This window comes from Streptomyces sp. NPDC006174 (assembly GCF_040614075.1).
Classification (GTDB): Bacteria; Actinomycetota; Actinomycetes; order Streptomycetales; family Streptomycetaceae; genus Streptomyces.
In genome coordinates, this window is sequence record NZ_JBEXTJ010000010.1 from 107,753 (window position 1) to 122,356 (window position 14,604).

Consider the following 14,604-nt stretch of genomic DNA (forward strand, 5'->3'; position numbering starts at 1 on the left):
CGCCGAGACCGGTGGGAGTTCAAGGATGAACGTTAGGTATCCCCCATGCTGACAATCCTCGGCTTCGCCATGATCGCGACCTTCCTGGTCCTGATCATGACGAAGAAGATGTCGCCGATCGCGGCGCTCGTACTGATCCCCGCACTCTTCTGTGTCGCCGTCGGACAGGGAGCGAAGCTCGGCGACTACGTCATCGACGGCGTCGGCAACCTGGCGCCGACCGCCGCCATGCTGATGTTCGCCATCGTCTACTTCGGCGTGATGATCGACGTCGGCCTCTTCGACCCGATCGTCCGGGCCATCCTGCGGTTCTGCAAGGCGGACCCGATGCGGATCGTCGTCGGTACGGCGGTGCTCGCCGCGATCGTCTCGCTGGACGGCGACGGCTCCACCACGTTCATGATCACGGTCTCGGCGATGTATCCACTCTACAAACGCCTGAAAATGAGCCTGGTCGTCATGACCGGTGTGGCCGCCACGGCGAACGGCGTCATGAACACCCTGCCGTGGGGCGGCCCGACCGCCCGCGCCGCCACCGCGCTCAAGCTGGACGCCTCGGAGATCTTCGTCCCGATGATCCCGGCGCTGGCCGTCGGACTGCTCGCCGTGTTCCTGCTCTCGTACGTGCTGGGGCTCCGCGAGCGCAAGCGCCTGGGCATCCTCACGCTGGACGAGGCGCTTGTACGGGAGCCGGAGCAGGAGACCGTGATGGCGGGCGCCGGCGGTACGGGCGGTGCGGGCGAGGACCGTCTGCGCAAGGGTTCCGGCGGCACCGGATCGGCGGACCTCACGCAGGACGGTGACGATGACGAGGAGAACGCCGACGACGAGGAGTTCAAGGGCCTCGACCCGAACCGCTCCACGCTGCGGCCCAAGCTCTACTGGTTCAACGCCGGTCTCACCGTCGCCCTGCTGACGGCCATGATCATGGAACTGATGCCGATCCCGGTCCTCTTCCTCCTCGGTGCCGCTCTCGCCCTCACCGTCAACTTCCCGCACATGCCCGACCAGCGGGCCCGGATCGCCGCCCACGCCGACAACGTCCTCAACGTCTCCGGCATGGTCTTCGCCGCCGCCGTCTTCACCGGCGTCCTGACCGGCACCGGGATGGTCGAGCACATGGCCGACTGGGTCGTCGGTGCCGTGCCGGACGCGATGGGCCCGCACATGGCCATCGTCACCGGGCTGCTCAGCCTGCCGCTCACCTACTTCATGTCCAACGACGGCTTCTACTTCGGTGTCGTCCCGGTCCTCGCCGAGGCAGGCGCGGCCCACGGCGTCTCTCCGCTGGAGATCGCCCGCGCCTCGCTGGCCGGCCAGGCCCTGCACATGTCCTCGCCGCTGGTCCCGGCCGTGTACGTCCTGGTCGGCATGGCGAAGGTGGAGTTCGGCGACCACACCCGGTTCACCGTGAAGTGGGCGGTGCTGACCTCGCTGGTGGTGCTCGGGGCGGGCATTCTGTTCGGCACGATCTGATGTCACGCGCGCGACGGCCCGGGGCCGGTCCCGGATCCGGCAGAGGCTGGCTGCTGCGCCTCGTCATCGCCTTCGCCTTCGCGCAGGGAGCGGTGTCGATGGCGCGGCCCGCCGTCTCCTACCGGGCCCTCGCGCTCGGTGCGGACGAGACGGCGGTCGGCGTCATCGCCGGCGTCTACGCCCTGCTGCCGCTGTTCGCCGCCGTCCCGCTCGGCCGCCGCACCGACCACGGCCGGTGCGCGCCGCTGCTGCCGATCGGCGTGGTGCTGATCTCCGGCGGCTGCGCGCTCAGCGGTGTCGTCTCCTCGCTGCCCGCGATGGCCGCCTGGAGCGGAGTGATGGGCCTCGGCCACCTCTGCTTCGTGATCGGCGCGCAGTCGATCGTGGCGCGGCAGTCCGCACCAGCCGAACAGGACCGCGACTTCGGCCACTTCACCATCGGTGCCTCGCTCGGCCAGCTCGGCGGCCCGATCGCGGCGGGAGCGCTGATCTCCGGAGAGAGCGGTGCTCTTGGTCGTACGAGCGCACTCGCGCTCCTCGTCTCGGCAGGGGTCTGCGCGGTGGCGCTCACCTCGCTGTGGCGCATCGAGCACCGGCGTACGCCGGGCGCCGGGCCTGGTGTGCACAAGGCCGCGGATAAGGTTCCGGTCACCAGGATCCTCGGTGCGCGGGGCGTGCCGGCCGGGATCTTCATCAGCATGGCCGTCCTGTCCGCCACCGACATCCTCACCGCCTACCTGCCGGTCGTCGGCGAACACCGGGGCATCGCGCCGGCCACGGTCGGGCTGCTGCTCAGCCTGCGTGCCGCCGCCACCATCGCCTGCCGTCTGGTGATGACCCCGATGCTGCGGCTGCTCGGCCGGACGGCCCTGCTGACCACCAGCTGCCTGCTGGCCGGCCTGCTCTGCGCGGGCATGGTCCTCCCGGTCCCCGTACCGGCGCTCGCCGTCATGCTGGCCGCACTCGGCTTCTGCCTCGGCGCCGGCCAGCCGCTCTCGATGACCACGGTGGTCCAGGCCGCGCCCGCCGAGGCCCGGTCCACCGCCTTGGCCCTGCGCCTCACCGGCAACCGGCTCGGCCAGGCCGCCGCTCCCGCCGCTGCCGGCCTGATCGCGGGTACGGCGGGTGCGGCGGCCCCGTTCGCGCTGCTCGGCGCCCTGCTGCTGGCCGCGGCGGGCCTGGGCCTGCGCAGCGGACGAACGGCCCGGACCTCCGTACCACCGGAACCGACGTCCGTACCGCCGGAACCGACCTCCGTAGGACCGCCGGAGCCCGTGTCCGTACGCGAACGGGAGCAGGACGACAGCGCGCCCGTGGCCGACCGCAAGCCCTCCTGACACACCCGCCGCACCCAACCCCGTACGCCCCACGCGTCCCAACCTTCGCGCGAGTCATTCCCACGCCCCGCCCGGTGGGCTAGCTTCCCTCCAGAGCCGCTCCCCACCGCGACGTACACCTCGTACGCCTTCATCCCGGGGACACCTCATGACGCGCGCCATCTCCCTGCACCACGTCAGCAAGAGCTACGGACGGGACCGGCGTGCCGTCGACCGGTTCTCGCTCTCCATCGAACCCGGCGAGTTCGTCGTGCTGCTCGGCCCGTCCGGCTGCGGCAAGTCGACCGTGCTGCGCATGATCGCGGGCCTGGAGGAGATCGGCGAAGGCGAGCTGCTGCTGGACGGCGAGTTCGCCAACCACATCCCGCCGCGCGAGCGCGGAATGGTGATGGTGTCGCACCGCCGAGTCACGCGCGTCCCGGTGAGGTGGCGCTCAGCGGGATCGTGGAGCACGTCGAGTACCAGGGCCACGAGGCGCTGGTCCACCTCGACACCGGTTCGCGGCCCGCCGTCGTCCCGGACCTGGAATCGGCCCAGCCCCGGCCCATGGCCCGCCGCCGGAGAGCCGCAGTGGGCCGTACCGGAGGCAGCGCGCAAGGCGCACTCGGCGTTCTGGACCGGCTCAAAGGCCGGGCCGCAACACGGATCAGCGGCCCGGTCGTCACGCTCGACGAACCCGCGCCGGACCCGGCGGCTGTCCGCACTCCGGACCGGCCCTCCGTCATCTCCGGCGACCTGGTGGTGCGCACCGGACCCGACATGCGCCTGCGGACCGGCGGCCAGGTGCCGCTGCTGGTGGACCTGGCCCACCTGTACGTCTTCGACCACTACGGCCGCCGCATCTGCCCGCTGCCGCAAGATGTGCCGGGGCTGGACGGCTGAGGCTTCCGCCGCGGAGCCGGAGGAGGCGCACGCTCCCGGCGTGACCGGCACGACGGGGGCGTGCCGGGCGTGACGGGCGTCTCCGGAAGCTCCCTGGCGCCGGAAAACTAACGGCGCTAGTTTGGGCGGTCGGGGCAGACGACAGTACGTCGGCGTCGTGCACAACCCGACCGGGAGGAAACAGCCATGAAGGCCCATGACCAGATGTACATCGGCGGCGCGTGGCGGCCCGCCGCCGGCCAGGACACGATCGCGGTCGTGAACCCGGCCGACGAGCAGCTCATCGCCCGCGTACCGGCGGGCACGGCCGAGGACGTGGACGCGGCGGTGAAGGCCGCGCGCGCCGCGTTCCCCGCGTGGGCCGCCACTCCGCCCGCCGAGCGTGCCGCCCGCCTCTCGGCGCTGAGCGACGCGCTGGCGGCCCGTAAGGACGACATGGCCGAGACGATCACCGCCGAGCTGGGCTCGCCGCTGCCGCTCTCGCAGATGGTCCACGCAGCCGTGCCGGTCCTGGTCGCCGCCTCGTACGCCGAACTCGCCGCCTCGTACTCCTTCGAGGAGAAGATCGGCAACTCCACCGTCCTCATGGAGCCGGTCGGAGTCGTCGGCGCGATCACTCCGTGGAACTACCCGCTCCACCAGATCGTCGCCAAGGTCGCACCGGCCCTCGCCGCCGGCTGCACGGTCGTCCTCAAGCCGGCCGAGGACACTCCGCTCACCGCCCAGCTCTTCGCCGAGGCCACCGAGGCCGCCGGTCTGCCGCCCGGGGTCTTCAACCTCGTCACCGGCCTCGGCCCGGTCGCCGGACAGGCGCTCGCCGAGCACGAAGGCGTCGACCTGGTCTCCTTCACCGGCTCGACCGCCGTCGGCAGGCAGATCGGCGCCACCGCCGGAGGCGCGATCAAGCGCGTCGCCCTCGAACTCGGCGGCAAGTCCGCCAACGTGATCCTGCCCGGCGCCGACCTCGCCAAGGCGGTCAACGTGGGCATCGCCAACGTGATGACCAACTCCGGCCAGACGTGCAGCGCCTGGACCCGGATGCTGGTCGACGCCGAGCGGTACGACGAGGCCGTGGAGCTCGCGGCGCAGGCCGTACTCAAGTACGCGCCCGGCGAGCGGGTCGGCCCGCTGGTCAACGCCAAGCAGCAGGCGCGGGTGAGCGGTTACATCCAGAAGGGGATGGACGAGGGCGCCCGGCTGATCGCCGGAGGCCCCGCCGCGCCCCTGCCGACCGGCTACTACGTCAGCCCCACCGTCTTCGCCGACGTCACCCCGGACATGACCATCGCCCAGGAGGAGATCTTCGGCCCGGTGGTCTCGATCCTCCGCTACGAGGACGTGGACGACGCCCTCCGTATCGCCAACGACACGGTGTACGGGCTCGCGGGAGCCGTGTGGGCGGCCGACGACGAGCAGGCGGTGGCCTTCGCCCGCCGGATGGACACCGGACAGGTCGACATCAACGGCGGCCGGTTCAACCCGCTGGCCCCGTTCGGCGGTTACAAGCAGTCCGGGGTCGGCCGCGAGCTGGGTCCGCACGGTCTGGCGGAGTACCTCCAGACCAAGTCGCTCCAGTTCTGACCTCCGTAACCCTTTCCCGTCAAGGAGTCTGCTCGTGGTCCGCGCCGCCGTACTGCCCGCCGTCGGAGCTCCGCTGGAGATCACCGACATCGTCCTGCCCGAGCCCGGTCCCGGCCAGGTGCGCATCGCGCTCGCCGCGGCGGGCGTCTGCCACTCCGACCTGTCCCTGTCCAACGGCACCATGCGGGTCCCGGTGCCGGCCGTCCTCGGCCACGAGGGAGCCGGTACGGTCCTGGCGGTCGGCGAAGGCGTCACGCACGTCGCGCCCGGCGACGGCGTGGTCCTCAACTGGGCGCCGTCCTGCGGTGCCTGCTTCCACTGCGGGATCGGCGAGGTCTGGCTCTGCGCCGACGCGTTGAAGGGGACCGCCAACCTCCACGCCCGTACGGCGGACGGCACCGACCTCCACCCGGGACTCAACGTGGCGGCCTTCGCGGAGGAGACCGTCGTCGCCGCGAACTGCGTGCTCCCGGCCCCCGACGGCATCCCGCTCACCGACGCGGCGCTCCTCGGCTGCGCGGTTCTCACCGGCTACGGGGCCATCCACCACAGCGCGCGGGTCCGCGAAGGCGAGAGCGTGGTGGTCTTCGGCATCGGCGGCGTCGGCCTCGCCGTCCTCCAGGCGGCCCGGATCGCCGGCGCCTCCAGGATCATCGCGGTCGACGTCTCACCGGCCAAGGAGGAACTAGCCCGGCAGGCCGGAGCCACCGACTACGTCATCGCTTCCGCCACCACCCCGCGCGAGATCCGCAAACTCACCGGCGGCCAGGGCACGGACGTCGCCGTGGAGTGCGTCGGCCGGCCCGCGACCATCCGGGCCGCCTGGGAGTCCACCCGGCGCGGCGGCCGTACGACGGTCGTCGGGATCGGCGGCAAGGACCAGGAGGTCACCTTCAACGCCCTGGAGATCTTCCACTGGGGCCGGTCCCTGACGGGCTGCGTCTACGGCAACAGCGACCCGGCCCGCGATCTGCCGGCCCTGGCCGACCACATCCGCGCGGGCCGCTTCGACCTGTCGATGATGGTCACCGAACGCATCGCGCTGGACTCCATTCCGGCCGCGTTCGACAACATGATCGCGGGCAAGGGCGGCCGGGCGCTGGTGGTGTTCTAGACGCTCGCCCCGGTGGCCCGGCGACGTGGAGGTCACCGGGCCACCGGGAAGGCGGCGTCACGGTCGCCGCGCGCTCCGGTGCTCCGCGTCGGGACGGTCTTCCACCACCGGCGGGGCCGGATGCGCTGGAGCAGGCCGCTGACGGCTCCGGGAGACCGCCACCCCGGCCAGACAGAGCAGCCCGCCGAGAACGCCGAGCGGCGTCGGCACCTCGTCCAGCAGCACCCACGCCATGAGCACCACGATCGCCGGAACCGCGTACGTGGTGGCGCCCATCCGGCCCGCCGTGGTCCGCGCCAGTGCGTAGCCCCAGGTGGTGAAGGCCAGCGCGGTCGGGAAGACGCCGAGGTAGATCATGTTCAGCGTGGCGGACATCGGCGCGTCGGCCGCCTCGGAGATCAGCACGCCGGTGAACGGCAGGCAGGCGACGGCGCCGATCAGGCAGCCGAAGGTGTTGATCTGGAGCGAGGAACCGTACGCGAGCGCCGGCTTCTGGCTCACCACGCCGAGCGCGTACACCACGGCCGCCAGCAGGCAGAGCGCCACGCCCAGTACGGACGAGCTGCCGTGCCCGGACATCGCCAGGCCGACGACGACCGCGCCGGAGAACGAGATGCCCATGCCCAGCAGCAGCCGGCGCGGCAGCCCCTCGCCGAGCATGCGGGCGCCCATCAGCGCCATCAGGATCGGCCCGATGTTCACGAGCATCGCGGCCGTACCGGCGTCGACCTCCTGCTCACCCCAGTTGAGCGCCACCATGTACAGCCCGAACCACAGCACCCCGGACGTGACGATTCCGCGCCAGGCCCCGCGACCCGGAAGCCCTTCCCGCCGTACGAGGAGGATCGCGCCGAGCACCAGCACGCCGGAGAGGAGCCGTCCGAGGGCGAGCGCACCGGGTGAGTAGGCCTCGCCCGCACTGCGGATGGAGACGAAGGCGGAGGCCCACAGGACCACGGTGGTGCAGGCGGCGGCGGTGGCCCGCCAGGACCGGGCGGGAGCGGGGGTGGCCGGGGGAGCGGGGGTCGTCGTCATGGCCACGACCGTAGAGCGGAAACGCTTGGGCTCCCACCGAATTGCGGGGTCCCGTCAATTGGCGGACCGCCGCTTCTGGCTCGTCCCTTCGACGAGGCCGCACCAACCCGGCCCGCCCGCTCACACCAAGCCCATCCGGCGTTTGAGGTTGGAACCGGTGCCTCGGACAAGGCCGCACCATGGCTTTCCGGACACGGATGGGTCGCCCCGGCCCACGACCAGGCTTCCGTCCTCAAACGCCGGACGGGCTGGATGTGCGGGCCCGTCCTCAAACGCCGGACGGGCTGTAAGCGCGGCTCCGGCCTCAGGCGCTGGGCGGGCGAGGGGCGTCGGGTGAACCCCAGGGCGCCCCGTACTCCTCGAACTGCAGCGCCAACCCGTCCAGCAACGCCCGCAACCCCACCTCGAACGCCCCCTCGTCCACCTGCCGCCACCGCTCCGCCAGGAGATGCGCCTGCCCCAGGTGCGGATAGTCGGCCGGATCGTACGCACTCTCGTCGTCCACGAACCCCCCGGCGAACGACCCCAGCGCCGACCCGGTGATGAAGTACCGCATCAGCGCCCCGATCCGCGTCGCCTGCGCCGCCGGCCACCCCGCCCCCACCATCGCCCCGAACACCGCGTCCGCGACCCGCAGCCCCGCCGGCCGGCGACCCGGACCCCGTGCCAGGACCGGCACGATGTGCGGGTGCGCGGCAAGGGCGGCCCGGTAGGAGAGCGCCCAGTCGTGCAGTGCCTCCCGCCAGTCACGCGGGTCCAACTCGTCGAACATCGACAGATCGACCTGTACGGAGACGGCGTCGGCGACCGCGTCGAGGATCTCGTCCTTGTTGCGGAAGTGGTTGTAGAGCGAGGGCCCGCTGACCCCCAGCACCGCCGCCAGCCGGCGCGTCGAGACGGCGTCGAGCCCTTCGGCGTCCACGAGCGCGCTCGCCGCCTCGATGATGCGGTCTCTGCTGAGGAGGGGCTTGCGCGGTCGGGCCATGCGGCTCATAGTAGGCGCTGCGAACCAGAAACTAGCAGTGCTAATTAAAGTGCTGTGCGAGAGGTGAGGTGGCGCGCGATGAACCTGGAGCTCAGCCAGGAGCAGGAGGCCGTCCGGCGGCTGGCCGAGGAGTTCGTGGGCCGCGAGGTCGCGCCGCACGTCGTCGCCTGGGACCGGGCCGAGAATGTCGACAGGTCGATCGTGAAGAAGCTCGGTGCGCTCGGCTTCCTCGGCCTCACCGTCCCCGAGGAGTACGGCGGCTCCGGCGGCGACCACCTCACGTACTGCCTGGTCACCGAGGAGCTCGGCCGTGGTGACTCCTCGGTCCGCGGCATCGTCTCCGTCTCGCTCGGCCTGGTCGCCAAGACCGTCGCGTCCTGGGGGAGCGAGGAGCAGAAGCGGCAGTGGCTGCCGCGGCTCACCTCCGGCGAGGCGATCGGCTGCTTCGGCCTGACCGAACCCGGCACCGGCTCGGACGCCGGAAACCTCGCCACCCGGGCCGTGCGCGACGGCGGCGACTACGTCATCAACGGCACCAAGATGTTCATCACCAACGGCACCTGGGCCGACGTCGTCCTGCTCTTCGCCCGCACCGACGACGCCCCCGGCCACCGCGGCGTCTCCGCCTTCCTCGTCCCCGCCGACACCCCCGGCCTCACCCGCCGCACCATCCACGGCAAGCTCGGCCTCCGTGGCCAGGCCACCGCCGAACTGGTCCTGGAGGACGTCCGCGTTCCGGCCGGCACCCTCCTCGGTCCCGAGGGCAAGGGCTTCACCGTCGCCATGTCGGCCCTCGCCAAGGGCCGGATGTCGGTCGCGGCCGGCTGCGTCGGCATCGCCCAGGCCGCCTTGGACGCCTCCGTACGGTACGCCGGTGAGCGCGAGCAGTTCGGCACGTCCATCGCCGGCCACCAGCTCGTCCAGGAGCTGCTCAGTGACATCTCCGTGGACGTCGAGGCGGCGCGGCTGCTCACCTGGCGGGTCGCCGACCTGATCGACCGGGGCCAGGAGTTCGCCACCGCCGCCTCGCAGGCCAAGCTGTACGCCTCCGAGGCCGCTGTCCGCTGCGCCAACAACGCGATCCAGGTCTTCGGCGGCTACGGCTACATCGACGAGTACCCGGTCGGCAAGCTGCTCCGCGACGCCCGCGTGATGACGCTCTACGAGGGCACCAGCCAGATCCAGAAGCTCATCATCGGCCGCGCGCTGACGGGCGTCTCGGCGTTCTGATCGCGACTGCCGTGATCCCGGCTCGTAGGGGGTGTCTGAGTACGCCGCTGAGTACCGGCACGGATGTGGCGTGCGCCACGTCGGCGGATGCTGGGCCCATGAGTGACACGACATCGGTCAAGCAGCAGAGCACCGCCGCCTTCTACGGCCAGGCCGTCGCCTCCTTCCTGGTGGCGATGGGCGCGGTGGCCCTCGGTATCTTCTTCCTCGACGCCGACGCCTGGGTGCGCGGCTTCCTCGCCATCGGGGTGCTCTACCTCGTGACGTCCTGCTTCACCCTGGCCAAGGTGATCAGGGACCGGCAGGAGGCCGGGCAGATCGTCAGCCGGGTCGACCAGGCCCGGCTGGAGAAGATCCTCGCCGAGCACGACCCCTTCCAGAAGCTCTGACCCCTTCCGGAAGCTCCGAAATCCGCACCGCCCCATGGGACGCCCCTAAGCGCTTGCTCAGGTTCGGGGTATGGTGTTCGTCCTGTTGACGGAGAGGGGCCCTGGGCGATGAGTACGGCGGAGGAGACGAGCGGCGACGACGCTCCCTGGGGCGAGGTCACGCCCGAGGCGGCCAGGCGGCTCCTCGTCGCCGCGGTCGACGCCTTCGCCGAGCGCGGGTACCACGCGACCACCACCCGCGACATCGCCGGCCGGGCCGGGATGAGTCCGGCCGCGCTCTACATCCACTACAAGACGAAGGAAGAGCTGCTCCACCGGATCAGCAAGATCGGCCACGACCGGGCGCTGTACGTGCTCCAGGCCGAGGCCGACCGGGACGGCACGGCCGCCGAGCGGCTCGCCGGAGCCGTACGGTCCTTCGTCCGCTGGCACGCCGAGCGCCACACCACCGCGCGCGTCGTCCAGTACGAGCTCGACGCCCTCGGCCCCGAGCACCGCACCGAGATCGTCGAGCTGCGCCGCCGGAGCGACGCGGTGGTGCGCCGGATCATCAGCGATGGCGTGCGGGCGGGCGAGTTCGACGTCCCCGACATTCCCGGCACCACCCTCGCCGTGCTCTCGCTCTGCATCGACGTGGCCCGCTGGTTCAACGCGCAGGGCAGCCGCACGCCCGACGAGGTCGGCGCGCTCTACGCCGACCTCGTCCTGCGGATGGTCGGAGCCCGGGCGGCAGGATCCGCCGCACCGGAATCCGCCGCTCAGAAGTAGTAGCGCGACACCGACTCGGCCACACAGGCCGGCTTCTCGCCGCCCTCGCGCTCCACCGTGACCAGCGCGGTGATCTGCACGCCGCCGCCGGCCTCCTCGACGTTGGTGAGCACCGCCGTGGCCCGCAGCCGTGAGCCGACCGGGACGGTGGAAGGGAAACGGACCTTGTTGGTCCCGTAGTTGATGCCCATCTTCATGTTCTCGACCCGCATCACCTGCGGCACCAGCGCGGGCAGGAGTGAGAGCGTCAGATAGCCGTGCGCGATGGTCGTGCCGAACGGTCCGGCCGCCGCGCGCTCCGGGTCCACATGGATCCACTGGTGGTCACCGGTCGCCTCGGCGAACAGGTCGATCCGCTTCTGGTCGACCTCCAGCCAGTCGCTGTGTCCGAGCTGCTCGCCCACTCCGTCGCGCAGCTCCTGTGCGGACGTGAAGATCTTCGGCTCTGCCATGTTCCGGCTCCCTGCCTTCCGGCTCTCCGCGCCGTCCGGCGCGATGTCTAAGCGCTTGCTCAGCATCCTGGTGCGGTGCGTTCCTGTCAACGATCGGGCGGTGGAGGCTACCGGTGGAGCAGTAGGGTCTGCGGAGTGCCACAGATCCCACAGACACTCCACGAACTCTCGGTCGGCCAGCTCTCGGCGCGCAGCGGCGCCGCTGTCTCCGCTCTGCACTTCTACGAGTCCAAGGGCCTGATCAGCAGCCGCCGCACCAGCGGCAACCAGCGTCGCTACTCCCGCGACGCCCTGCGCCGCGTCGCCTTCGTGCGGGCGGCCCAACGCGTCGGCATCCCGCTGGCCACGATCCGCGACGCACTCGCCTCCCTGCCCGAGGAGCGCACACCGAACCGGGACGACTGGGCCCGCCTCTCCGAGGCCTGGCGCCGGGAACTGGACGAGCGCATCACGCAGTTGCACCGGCTGCGCGACCATCTGACCGACTGCATCGGCTGCGGCTGTCTCTCGCTGGAGAACTGCGTGCTCTCCAACCCGGACGACATCTCCGGCGAACGCATCACCGGCTCCCGCCTGATGCCCGAGCGCCGCCGCGCCGCGGCCGACGAGCAGGAGTAGGACAACTCCTACGGCGTGTCCTGTCGTAACCGCACCGCCGCGGTGACCAGTTCCGCGTTCGAACGGGCCGGGCGGCCGTCCGGCAGCACCGTCACGTCCTCCGCGCCGATCCGCGTGTCCAGGCCGAGCCGGAAGGCCAGCGCGGCCACCGGCCAGGCGCCGCCGTCCTCGCCGTGCAGCAGCACCGGGCGGCCGTGCGCGTCGCCCACCTCGGCGAGGAGCAGCCGGGCCGAGCCGGTCGCCGTCGCCGGGTCGGTGTCGGTGACCTCGGCCAGCACCCGCAGGACCCGGGGCGCCACGGACGAGCGGCGGAAGAGGCGGTGCCCCTCCGTGCCCGACCAGAGCCCGGCCTCCACGCCCACGCCGCGCTCCAGCAGCGCGGCGGCCAGCTCCTCGGCTCCCGGCTCGTGCCAGTTGACCGAGGCGTGGTCGGGCAGCACCGACCACTCCCGTACGCGCTCCAGCCGGCGCCGCGGGTCCGGCTCGGCCCAGGCGCCCGTCGTCACCCCGACCGGGACGCGCACCGCCGCCCGTATCGCCGTCAGCGTCGCGGCCACCACCCGGGGCGAGAGCGTGTCCTGCCCGCAAGGGGTCCGCGGATGCACATGGATGTCGGTGGCACCGGCGGCGACGGCCTCGGCCGCCGACCGGGCCAGCGCTTCGGGGGACAGGGGCACGGCGGCCGAAGCCTCCGCACCGCGCCGGCCGTTCAGGCAGACCTGGATCATGTCCCCGATGGTGACATCCGCCACTGACAACGGCCTCGGGAGCGACCGCTCCAGGGCTCCGGTACCCGTCCCTACGCCGCTGCCGCCGCGGCGAGCCTCCGGTGCCGTACCAGCCGGGCCCTGGCCAGCGTGCGGTCCGTCAGCACCGGCTGCGGCACCGCGATCCCGCACGCCGTGCACACCGGACCCGACCACGGCTCGTGCCCGCGCTCCCGCTCCTGCCGCCACTCGATCCCGGTGTCCGCGCAGACCGGGCAGGCGGAACCGGGGCCGGAGCCGAGCGCCGCGATCAGCCGGCGCAGCACCTCGGCGAGCGGCTCGCTGGGATGCACCTCCGGGTCCGCGCAGCGCGCCACCCCGTGGCCGCCCCACGTCCGGCGGTGCCAGTCGTCGAACGCGCCGGGCCGCCGCAGGCCCTCGTGCTTCTCGCGCCGCCGCCGCTCCGCGAACCCCGCCTCGTAGGCGAGCCAGATGGCCCGCGCCTCCTCCAGCTCCGTCAGCGCGCTCAGCAGCCGCGCCGGATCCGGTGCCCGGTCCTCGGGATCGATCCCGTGCCGGGCGCACAGATGGTCCCAGGTCGCCCGGTGTCCGTACGGAGCGAACCTCTCCAGGCACTTGCGCAGCGAGTACCGCCGCAGCGCCAGATCGCTCCGTGGATCGCGGACCTGTCTCGCAAGACTCCGGAAACCGGCCATGCACCGCCACCTCCGTCGTTCGTCCATCGGCGTCAAGGAGTGGACGTACGTCTGCCCGTTTCGGCTCCATCGAAAGATGAAAACCGTCCATTGGCTGAGACTCCCCCCTGCGACAAGGAGGCGGCTCTCCGCAGCGACATGATCGCCCGTGGAATCGACCGTGCGTCAGTCGCGTCAAGAACGGAAAGCTGTGGATCATCAAGAACAAGAAGCTCGTGAAGACCGACGCATGATCCACCTCCTCACACGTCGCGTCGCTCCCGCGCTGTTGCTGCTCCAGGTCGCCTACGTGAGCCTGCTGCAGATCGCCTTCATGACGCTCCGGCCGGACACCGCGGAACTCGACCACACCGATCCCGCCGGCTTCAGCCTGCTCGACGCCGCTCTGCTGGTGCTCACGCTGGTGGTCCTGACCGGCGGTGCGGTCCTGCTGGGCCTGGAGCGCGTCCGGTCCCGGGTGCCGCGTGCTCTGACGGTGGCCTGGCCGGCCTTGGTGGGCCTCGGTCAGACGTTGCTCGGCGTGGCGGGCCTGGCCACCTACGGCCGTCCGGCGGGGCTCGGTCCGCCGGTCGCCCTGCTGTTCGCGGCAGCCTCTGTCGCGGTGGCCGTGGCCTGTGCGTCGACCATCCGTACGGTCTTGGCGCCGGTGCGCGCGAGCACGGTCGGCTGACGCGACGACGGGCCGATGGCCCACGTTGATGCGGCTCGCCCGCCCCACGGAGATTGCCCATCTGACCAGGAAAAACGGTGGCGCGGCGCCCGGTGGGTGCGGTTGGCTGCCCCTATGACAGCAGCCACCCTCCGCCTCGAAAAGGTCACTCCCGACACGGTGCTCGACGCCTGTCGGCTGGAAGTCGCGCCCGAGCAGCGGAAGTTCGTCTCGCCGGTCGCGCAGTCGCTGGCCGAGGCCTATGTGCATCCCGACGTCGCCTGGCCCCGGCTGATCTGTGACGGCGACCGGATCGTGGGCTTCGTGATGGCCTTCTTCGACGTCGCGTTCGACTACGACGCCGATGTGCCGGATGCTCCGAAGCGCTCCGGCCTCTGGCGGCTCGCCGTCGCCGCCGGCGAGCAGGGCCGTGGGTACGGGCGGTTCGCCGTGGGCGCGGTGAACGAGGAGATCCGGCGGCGCGGCGGGACGGTCTCGACGGTGACCTGGCATCCCGGCGAGGGCGGCCCGGAGGAGTTCTACCTCAAGCTCGGCTACCGCAAGCGCGGCCTGACCAGCGACGGCGAGTACCTCGGCGACCTCGACCTCACCGGCTGAGACAGGCGGGCCGGGGCGCGCTTCCGCGTGAGCCCCGGCCCTGCCCG

15 protein-coding genes and 1 pseudogene are annotated in these 14,604 nt (G+C 71.8%); 11 read left to right on the forward strand and 5 right to left on the reverse strand.

Annotated features, from left to right (window positions below; translation table 11 throughout):
* Nucleotides 1-45 precede the first annotated feature (45 nt).
* The 5 genes and pseudogenes from ABZ267_RS23095 (at nt 46) to ABZ267_RS23115 (ending at nt 6,390) form a co-directional block, all read left to right on the forward strand.
* Complete coding sequence (locus tag ABZ267_RS23095) at nt 46-1,476, forward strand: citrate:proton symporter (protein WP_356754707.1); 1,431 nt, start codon at nt 46-48, stop codon at nt 1,474-1,476.
* A complete protein-coding gene (locus ABZ267_RS23100) occupies nt 1,476-2,813 on the forward strand; it encodes an MFS transporter (RefSeq protein WP_356754708.1) in 1,338 nt (445 codons plus the stop codon). Before ABZ267_RS23095 ends, ABZ267_RS23100 begins: the two co-directional genes overlap by 1 nt.
* Nucleotides 2,814-2,961: 148 nt before the next feature.
* A pseudogene (locus ABZ267_RS23105) lies at nt 2,962-3,695 on the forward strand (ATP-binding cassette domain-containing protein).
* Nucleotides 3,696-3,881: 186 nt separating this feature from the next.
* The gene (locus ABZ267_RS23110; protein ID WP_356754710.1) at nt 3,882-5,276 is read left to right on the forward strand and encodes an aldehyde dehydrogenase family protein; all 1,395 of its coding nucleotides are present in this window, start codon (nt 3,882-3,884) and stop codon (nt 5,274-5,276) included.
* A gap of 34 nt (nt 5,277-5,310) precedes the next feature.
* Nucleotides 5,311-6,390 (forward strand): Zn-dependent alcohol dehydrogenase, encoded by a 1,080-nt coding sequence (locus ABZ267_RS23115; protein WP_128849464.1) that lies wholly within the window; start codon nt 5,311-5,313, stop codon nt 6,388-6,390.
* Nucleotides 6,391-6,447: 57 nt separating this feature from the next.
* Here the strand turns inward: ABZ267_RS23115 and ABZ267_RS23120 are convergent, their stop codons facing one another.
* Together ABZ267_RS23120 and ABZ267_RS23125 are read right to left on the reverse strand one after the other, a co-directional pair.
* Nucleotides 6,448-7,425 carry a DMT family transporter gene (locus tag ABZ267_RS23120; RefSeq protein WP_356754712.1) on the reverse strand — a complete coding sequence of 326 codons (978 nt, stop codon included), beginning with the start codon at nt 7,423-7,425 and terminating at the stop codon, nt 6,448-6,450.
* A 304-nt stretch (nt 7,426-7,729) separates the two neighbouring features.
* A complete protein-coding gene (locus tag ABZ267_RS23125) occupies nt 7,730-8,410 on the reverse strand; it encodes a TetR/AcrR family transcriptional regulator (protein ID WP_356754714.1) in 681 nt (226 codons plus the stop codon).
* Nucleotides 8,411-8,488: 78 nt separating this feature from the next.
* Here ABZ267_RS23125 and ABZ267_RS23130 point away from each other — a divergent pair, with 78 nt between their 5' ends.
* The 3 genes from ABZ267_RS23130 to ABZ267_RS23140 all read left to right on the forward strand — a co-directional run bounded on the left by ABZ267_RS23130 (nt 8,489) and on the right by ABZ267_RS23140 (nt 10,797).
* Nucleotides 8,489-9,640, forward strand: coding sequence for an acyl-CoA dehydrogenase family protein (locus ABZ267_RS23130; protein WP_356754716.1), 1,152 nt, complete (start codon nt 8,489-8,491; stop codon nt 9,638-9,640).
* 98 nt (nt 9,641-9,738) lie between these two features.
* On the forward strand, nt 9,739-10,029 hold the full coding sequence (locus tag ABZ267_RS23135) for a YiaA/YiaB family inner membrane protein (protein ID WP_015607581.1): 291 nt from the start codon (nt 9,739-9,741) through the stop codon (nt 10,027-10,029).
* A gap of 108 nt (nt 10,030-10,137) precedes the next feature.
* Nucleotides 10,138-10,797, forward strand: coding sequence for a TetR/AcrR family transcriptional regulator (locus ABZ267_RS23140; RefSeq protein WP_356754718.1), 660 nt, complete (start codon nt 10,138-10,140; stop codon nt 10,795-10,797).
* On the opposite strand, the gene ABZ267_RS23145 is transcribed toward ABZ267_RS23140, so the two are convergent.
* Entirely contained in the window at nt 10,788-11,249 is a 462-nt protein-coding gene (locus ABZ267_RS23145) for a MaoC family dehydratase (protein ID WP_356754720.1), read from the reverse strand. The genes ABZ267_RS23140 and ABZ267_RS23145 overlap by 10 nt on opposite strands.
* A gap of 135 nt (nt 11,250-11,384) precedes the next feature.
* Here ABZ267_RS23145 and soxR point away from each other — a divergent pair, with 135 nt between their 5' ends.
* A complete protein-coding gene (soxR, locus tag ABZ267_RS23150; RefSeq protein WP_356754722.1) occupies nt 11,385-11,867 on the forward strand; it encodes a redox-sensitive transcriptional activator SoxR in 483 nt (160 codons plus the stop codon).
* Between the two features lie 8 nt (nt 11,868-11,875).
* Here soxR and ABZ267_RS23155 read toward each other — a convergent pair whose 3' ends face one another.
* Nucleotides 11,876-12,595, reverse strand: a complete 720-nt coding sequence (locus ABZ267_RS23155) for a 3-keto-5-aminohexanoate cleavage protein (RefSeq protein WP_356754724.1) — start codon at nt 12,593-12,595, stop codon at nt 11,876-11,878.
* A gap of 71 nt (nt 12,596-12,666) precedes the next feature.
* On the reverse strand, nt 12,667-13,290 hold the full coding sequence (locus ABZ267_RS23160) for a hypothetical protein (RefSeq protein ID WP_356754726.1): 624 nt from the start codon (nt 13,288-13,290) through the stop codon (nt 12,667-12,669).
* A 229-nt stretch (nt 13,291-13,519) separates the two neighbouring features.
* Here ABZ267_RS23160 and ABZ267_RS23165 point away from each other — a divergent pair, with 229 nt between their 5' ends.
* Both ABZ267_RS23165 and ABZ267_RS23170 read left to right on the forward strand, forming a co-directional pair.
* Nucleotides 13,520-13,960, forward strand: coding sequence for a hypothetical protein (locus ABZ267_RS23165; RefSeq protein ID WP_356754728.1), 441 nt, complete (start codon nt 13,520-13,522; stop codon nt 13,958-13,960).
* Between the two features lie 114 nt (nt 13,961-14,074).
* Entirely contained in the window at nt 14,075-14,557 is a 483-nt protein-coding gene (locus tag ABZ267_RS23170; RefSeq protein ID WP_356754730.1) for a GNAT family N-acetyltransferase, read from the forward strand.
* Nucleotides 14,558-14,604: the final 47 nt, after the last annotated feature.

Bases quoted from the DNA above. Each gene is read 5' to 3' on its own strand.
- ABZ267_RS23170 (WP_356754730.1), top strand. From the start codon at position 14,075: ATGACAGCAGCCACCCTCCGCCTCGAAAAGGTCACTCCCGACACGGTG.
- ABZ267_RS23140 (WP_356754718.1), top strand. From the start codon at position 10,138: ATGAGTACGGCGGAGGAGACGAGCGGCGACGACGCTCCCTGGGGCGAG.
- ABZ267_RS23100 (WP_356754708.1), top strand. From the start codon at position 1,476: ATGTCACGCGCGCGACGGCCCGGGGCCGGTCCCGGATCCGGCAGAGGC.
- ABZ267_RS23110 (WP_356754710.1), top strand. From the start codon at position 3,882: ATGAAGGCCCATGACCAGATGTACATCGGCGGCGCGTGGCGGCCCGCC.
- ABZ267_RS23130 (WP_356754716.1), top strand. From the start codon at position 8,489: ATGAACCTGGAGCTCAGCCAGGAGCAGGAGGCCGTCCGGCGGCTGGCC.
- ABZ267_RS23160 (WP_356754726.1), bottom strand. From the start codon at position 13,290: ATGGCCGGTTTCCGGAGTCTTGCGAGACAGGTCCGCGATCCACGGAGC.
- ABZ267_RS23120 (WP_356754712.1), bottom strand. From the start codon at position 7,425: ATGACGACGACCCCCGCTCCCCCGGCCACCCCCGCTCCCGCCCGGTCC.
- ABZ267_RS23155 (WP_356754724.1), bottom strand. From the start codon at position 12,595: ATGATCCAGGTCTGCCTGAACGGCCGGCGCGGTGCGGAGGCTTCGGCC.
- ABZ267_RS23145 (WP_356754720.1), bottom strand. From the start codon at position 11,249: ATGGCAGAGCCGAAGATCTTCACGTCCGCACAGGAGCTGCGCGACGGA.
- ABZ267_RS23165 (WP_356754728.1), top strand. From the start codon at position 13,520: ATGATCCACCTCCTCACACGTCGCGTCGCTCCCGCGCTGTTGCTGCTC.
- ABZ267_RS23125 (WP_356754714.1), bottom strand. From the start codon at position 8,410: ATGGCCCGACCGCGCAAGCCCCTCCTCAGCAGAGACCGCATCATCGAG.
- ABZ267_RS23135 (WP_015607581.1), top strand. From the start codon at position 9,739: ATGAGTGACACGACATCGGTCAAGCAGCAGAGCACCGCCGCCTTCTAC.
- ABZ267_RS23095 (WP_356754707.1), top strand. From the start codon at position 46: ATGCTGACAATCCTCGGCTTCGCCATGATCGCGACCTTCCTGGTCCTG.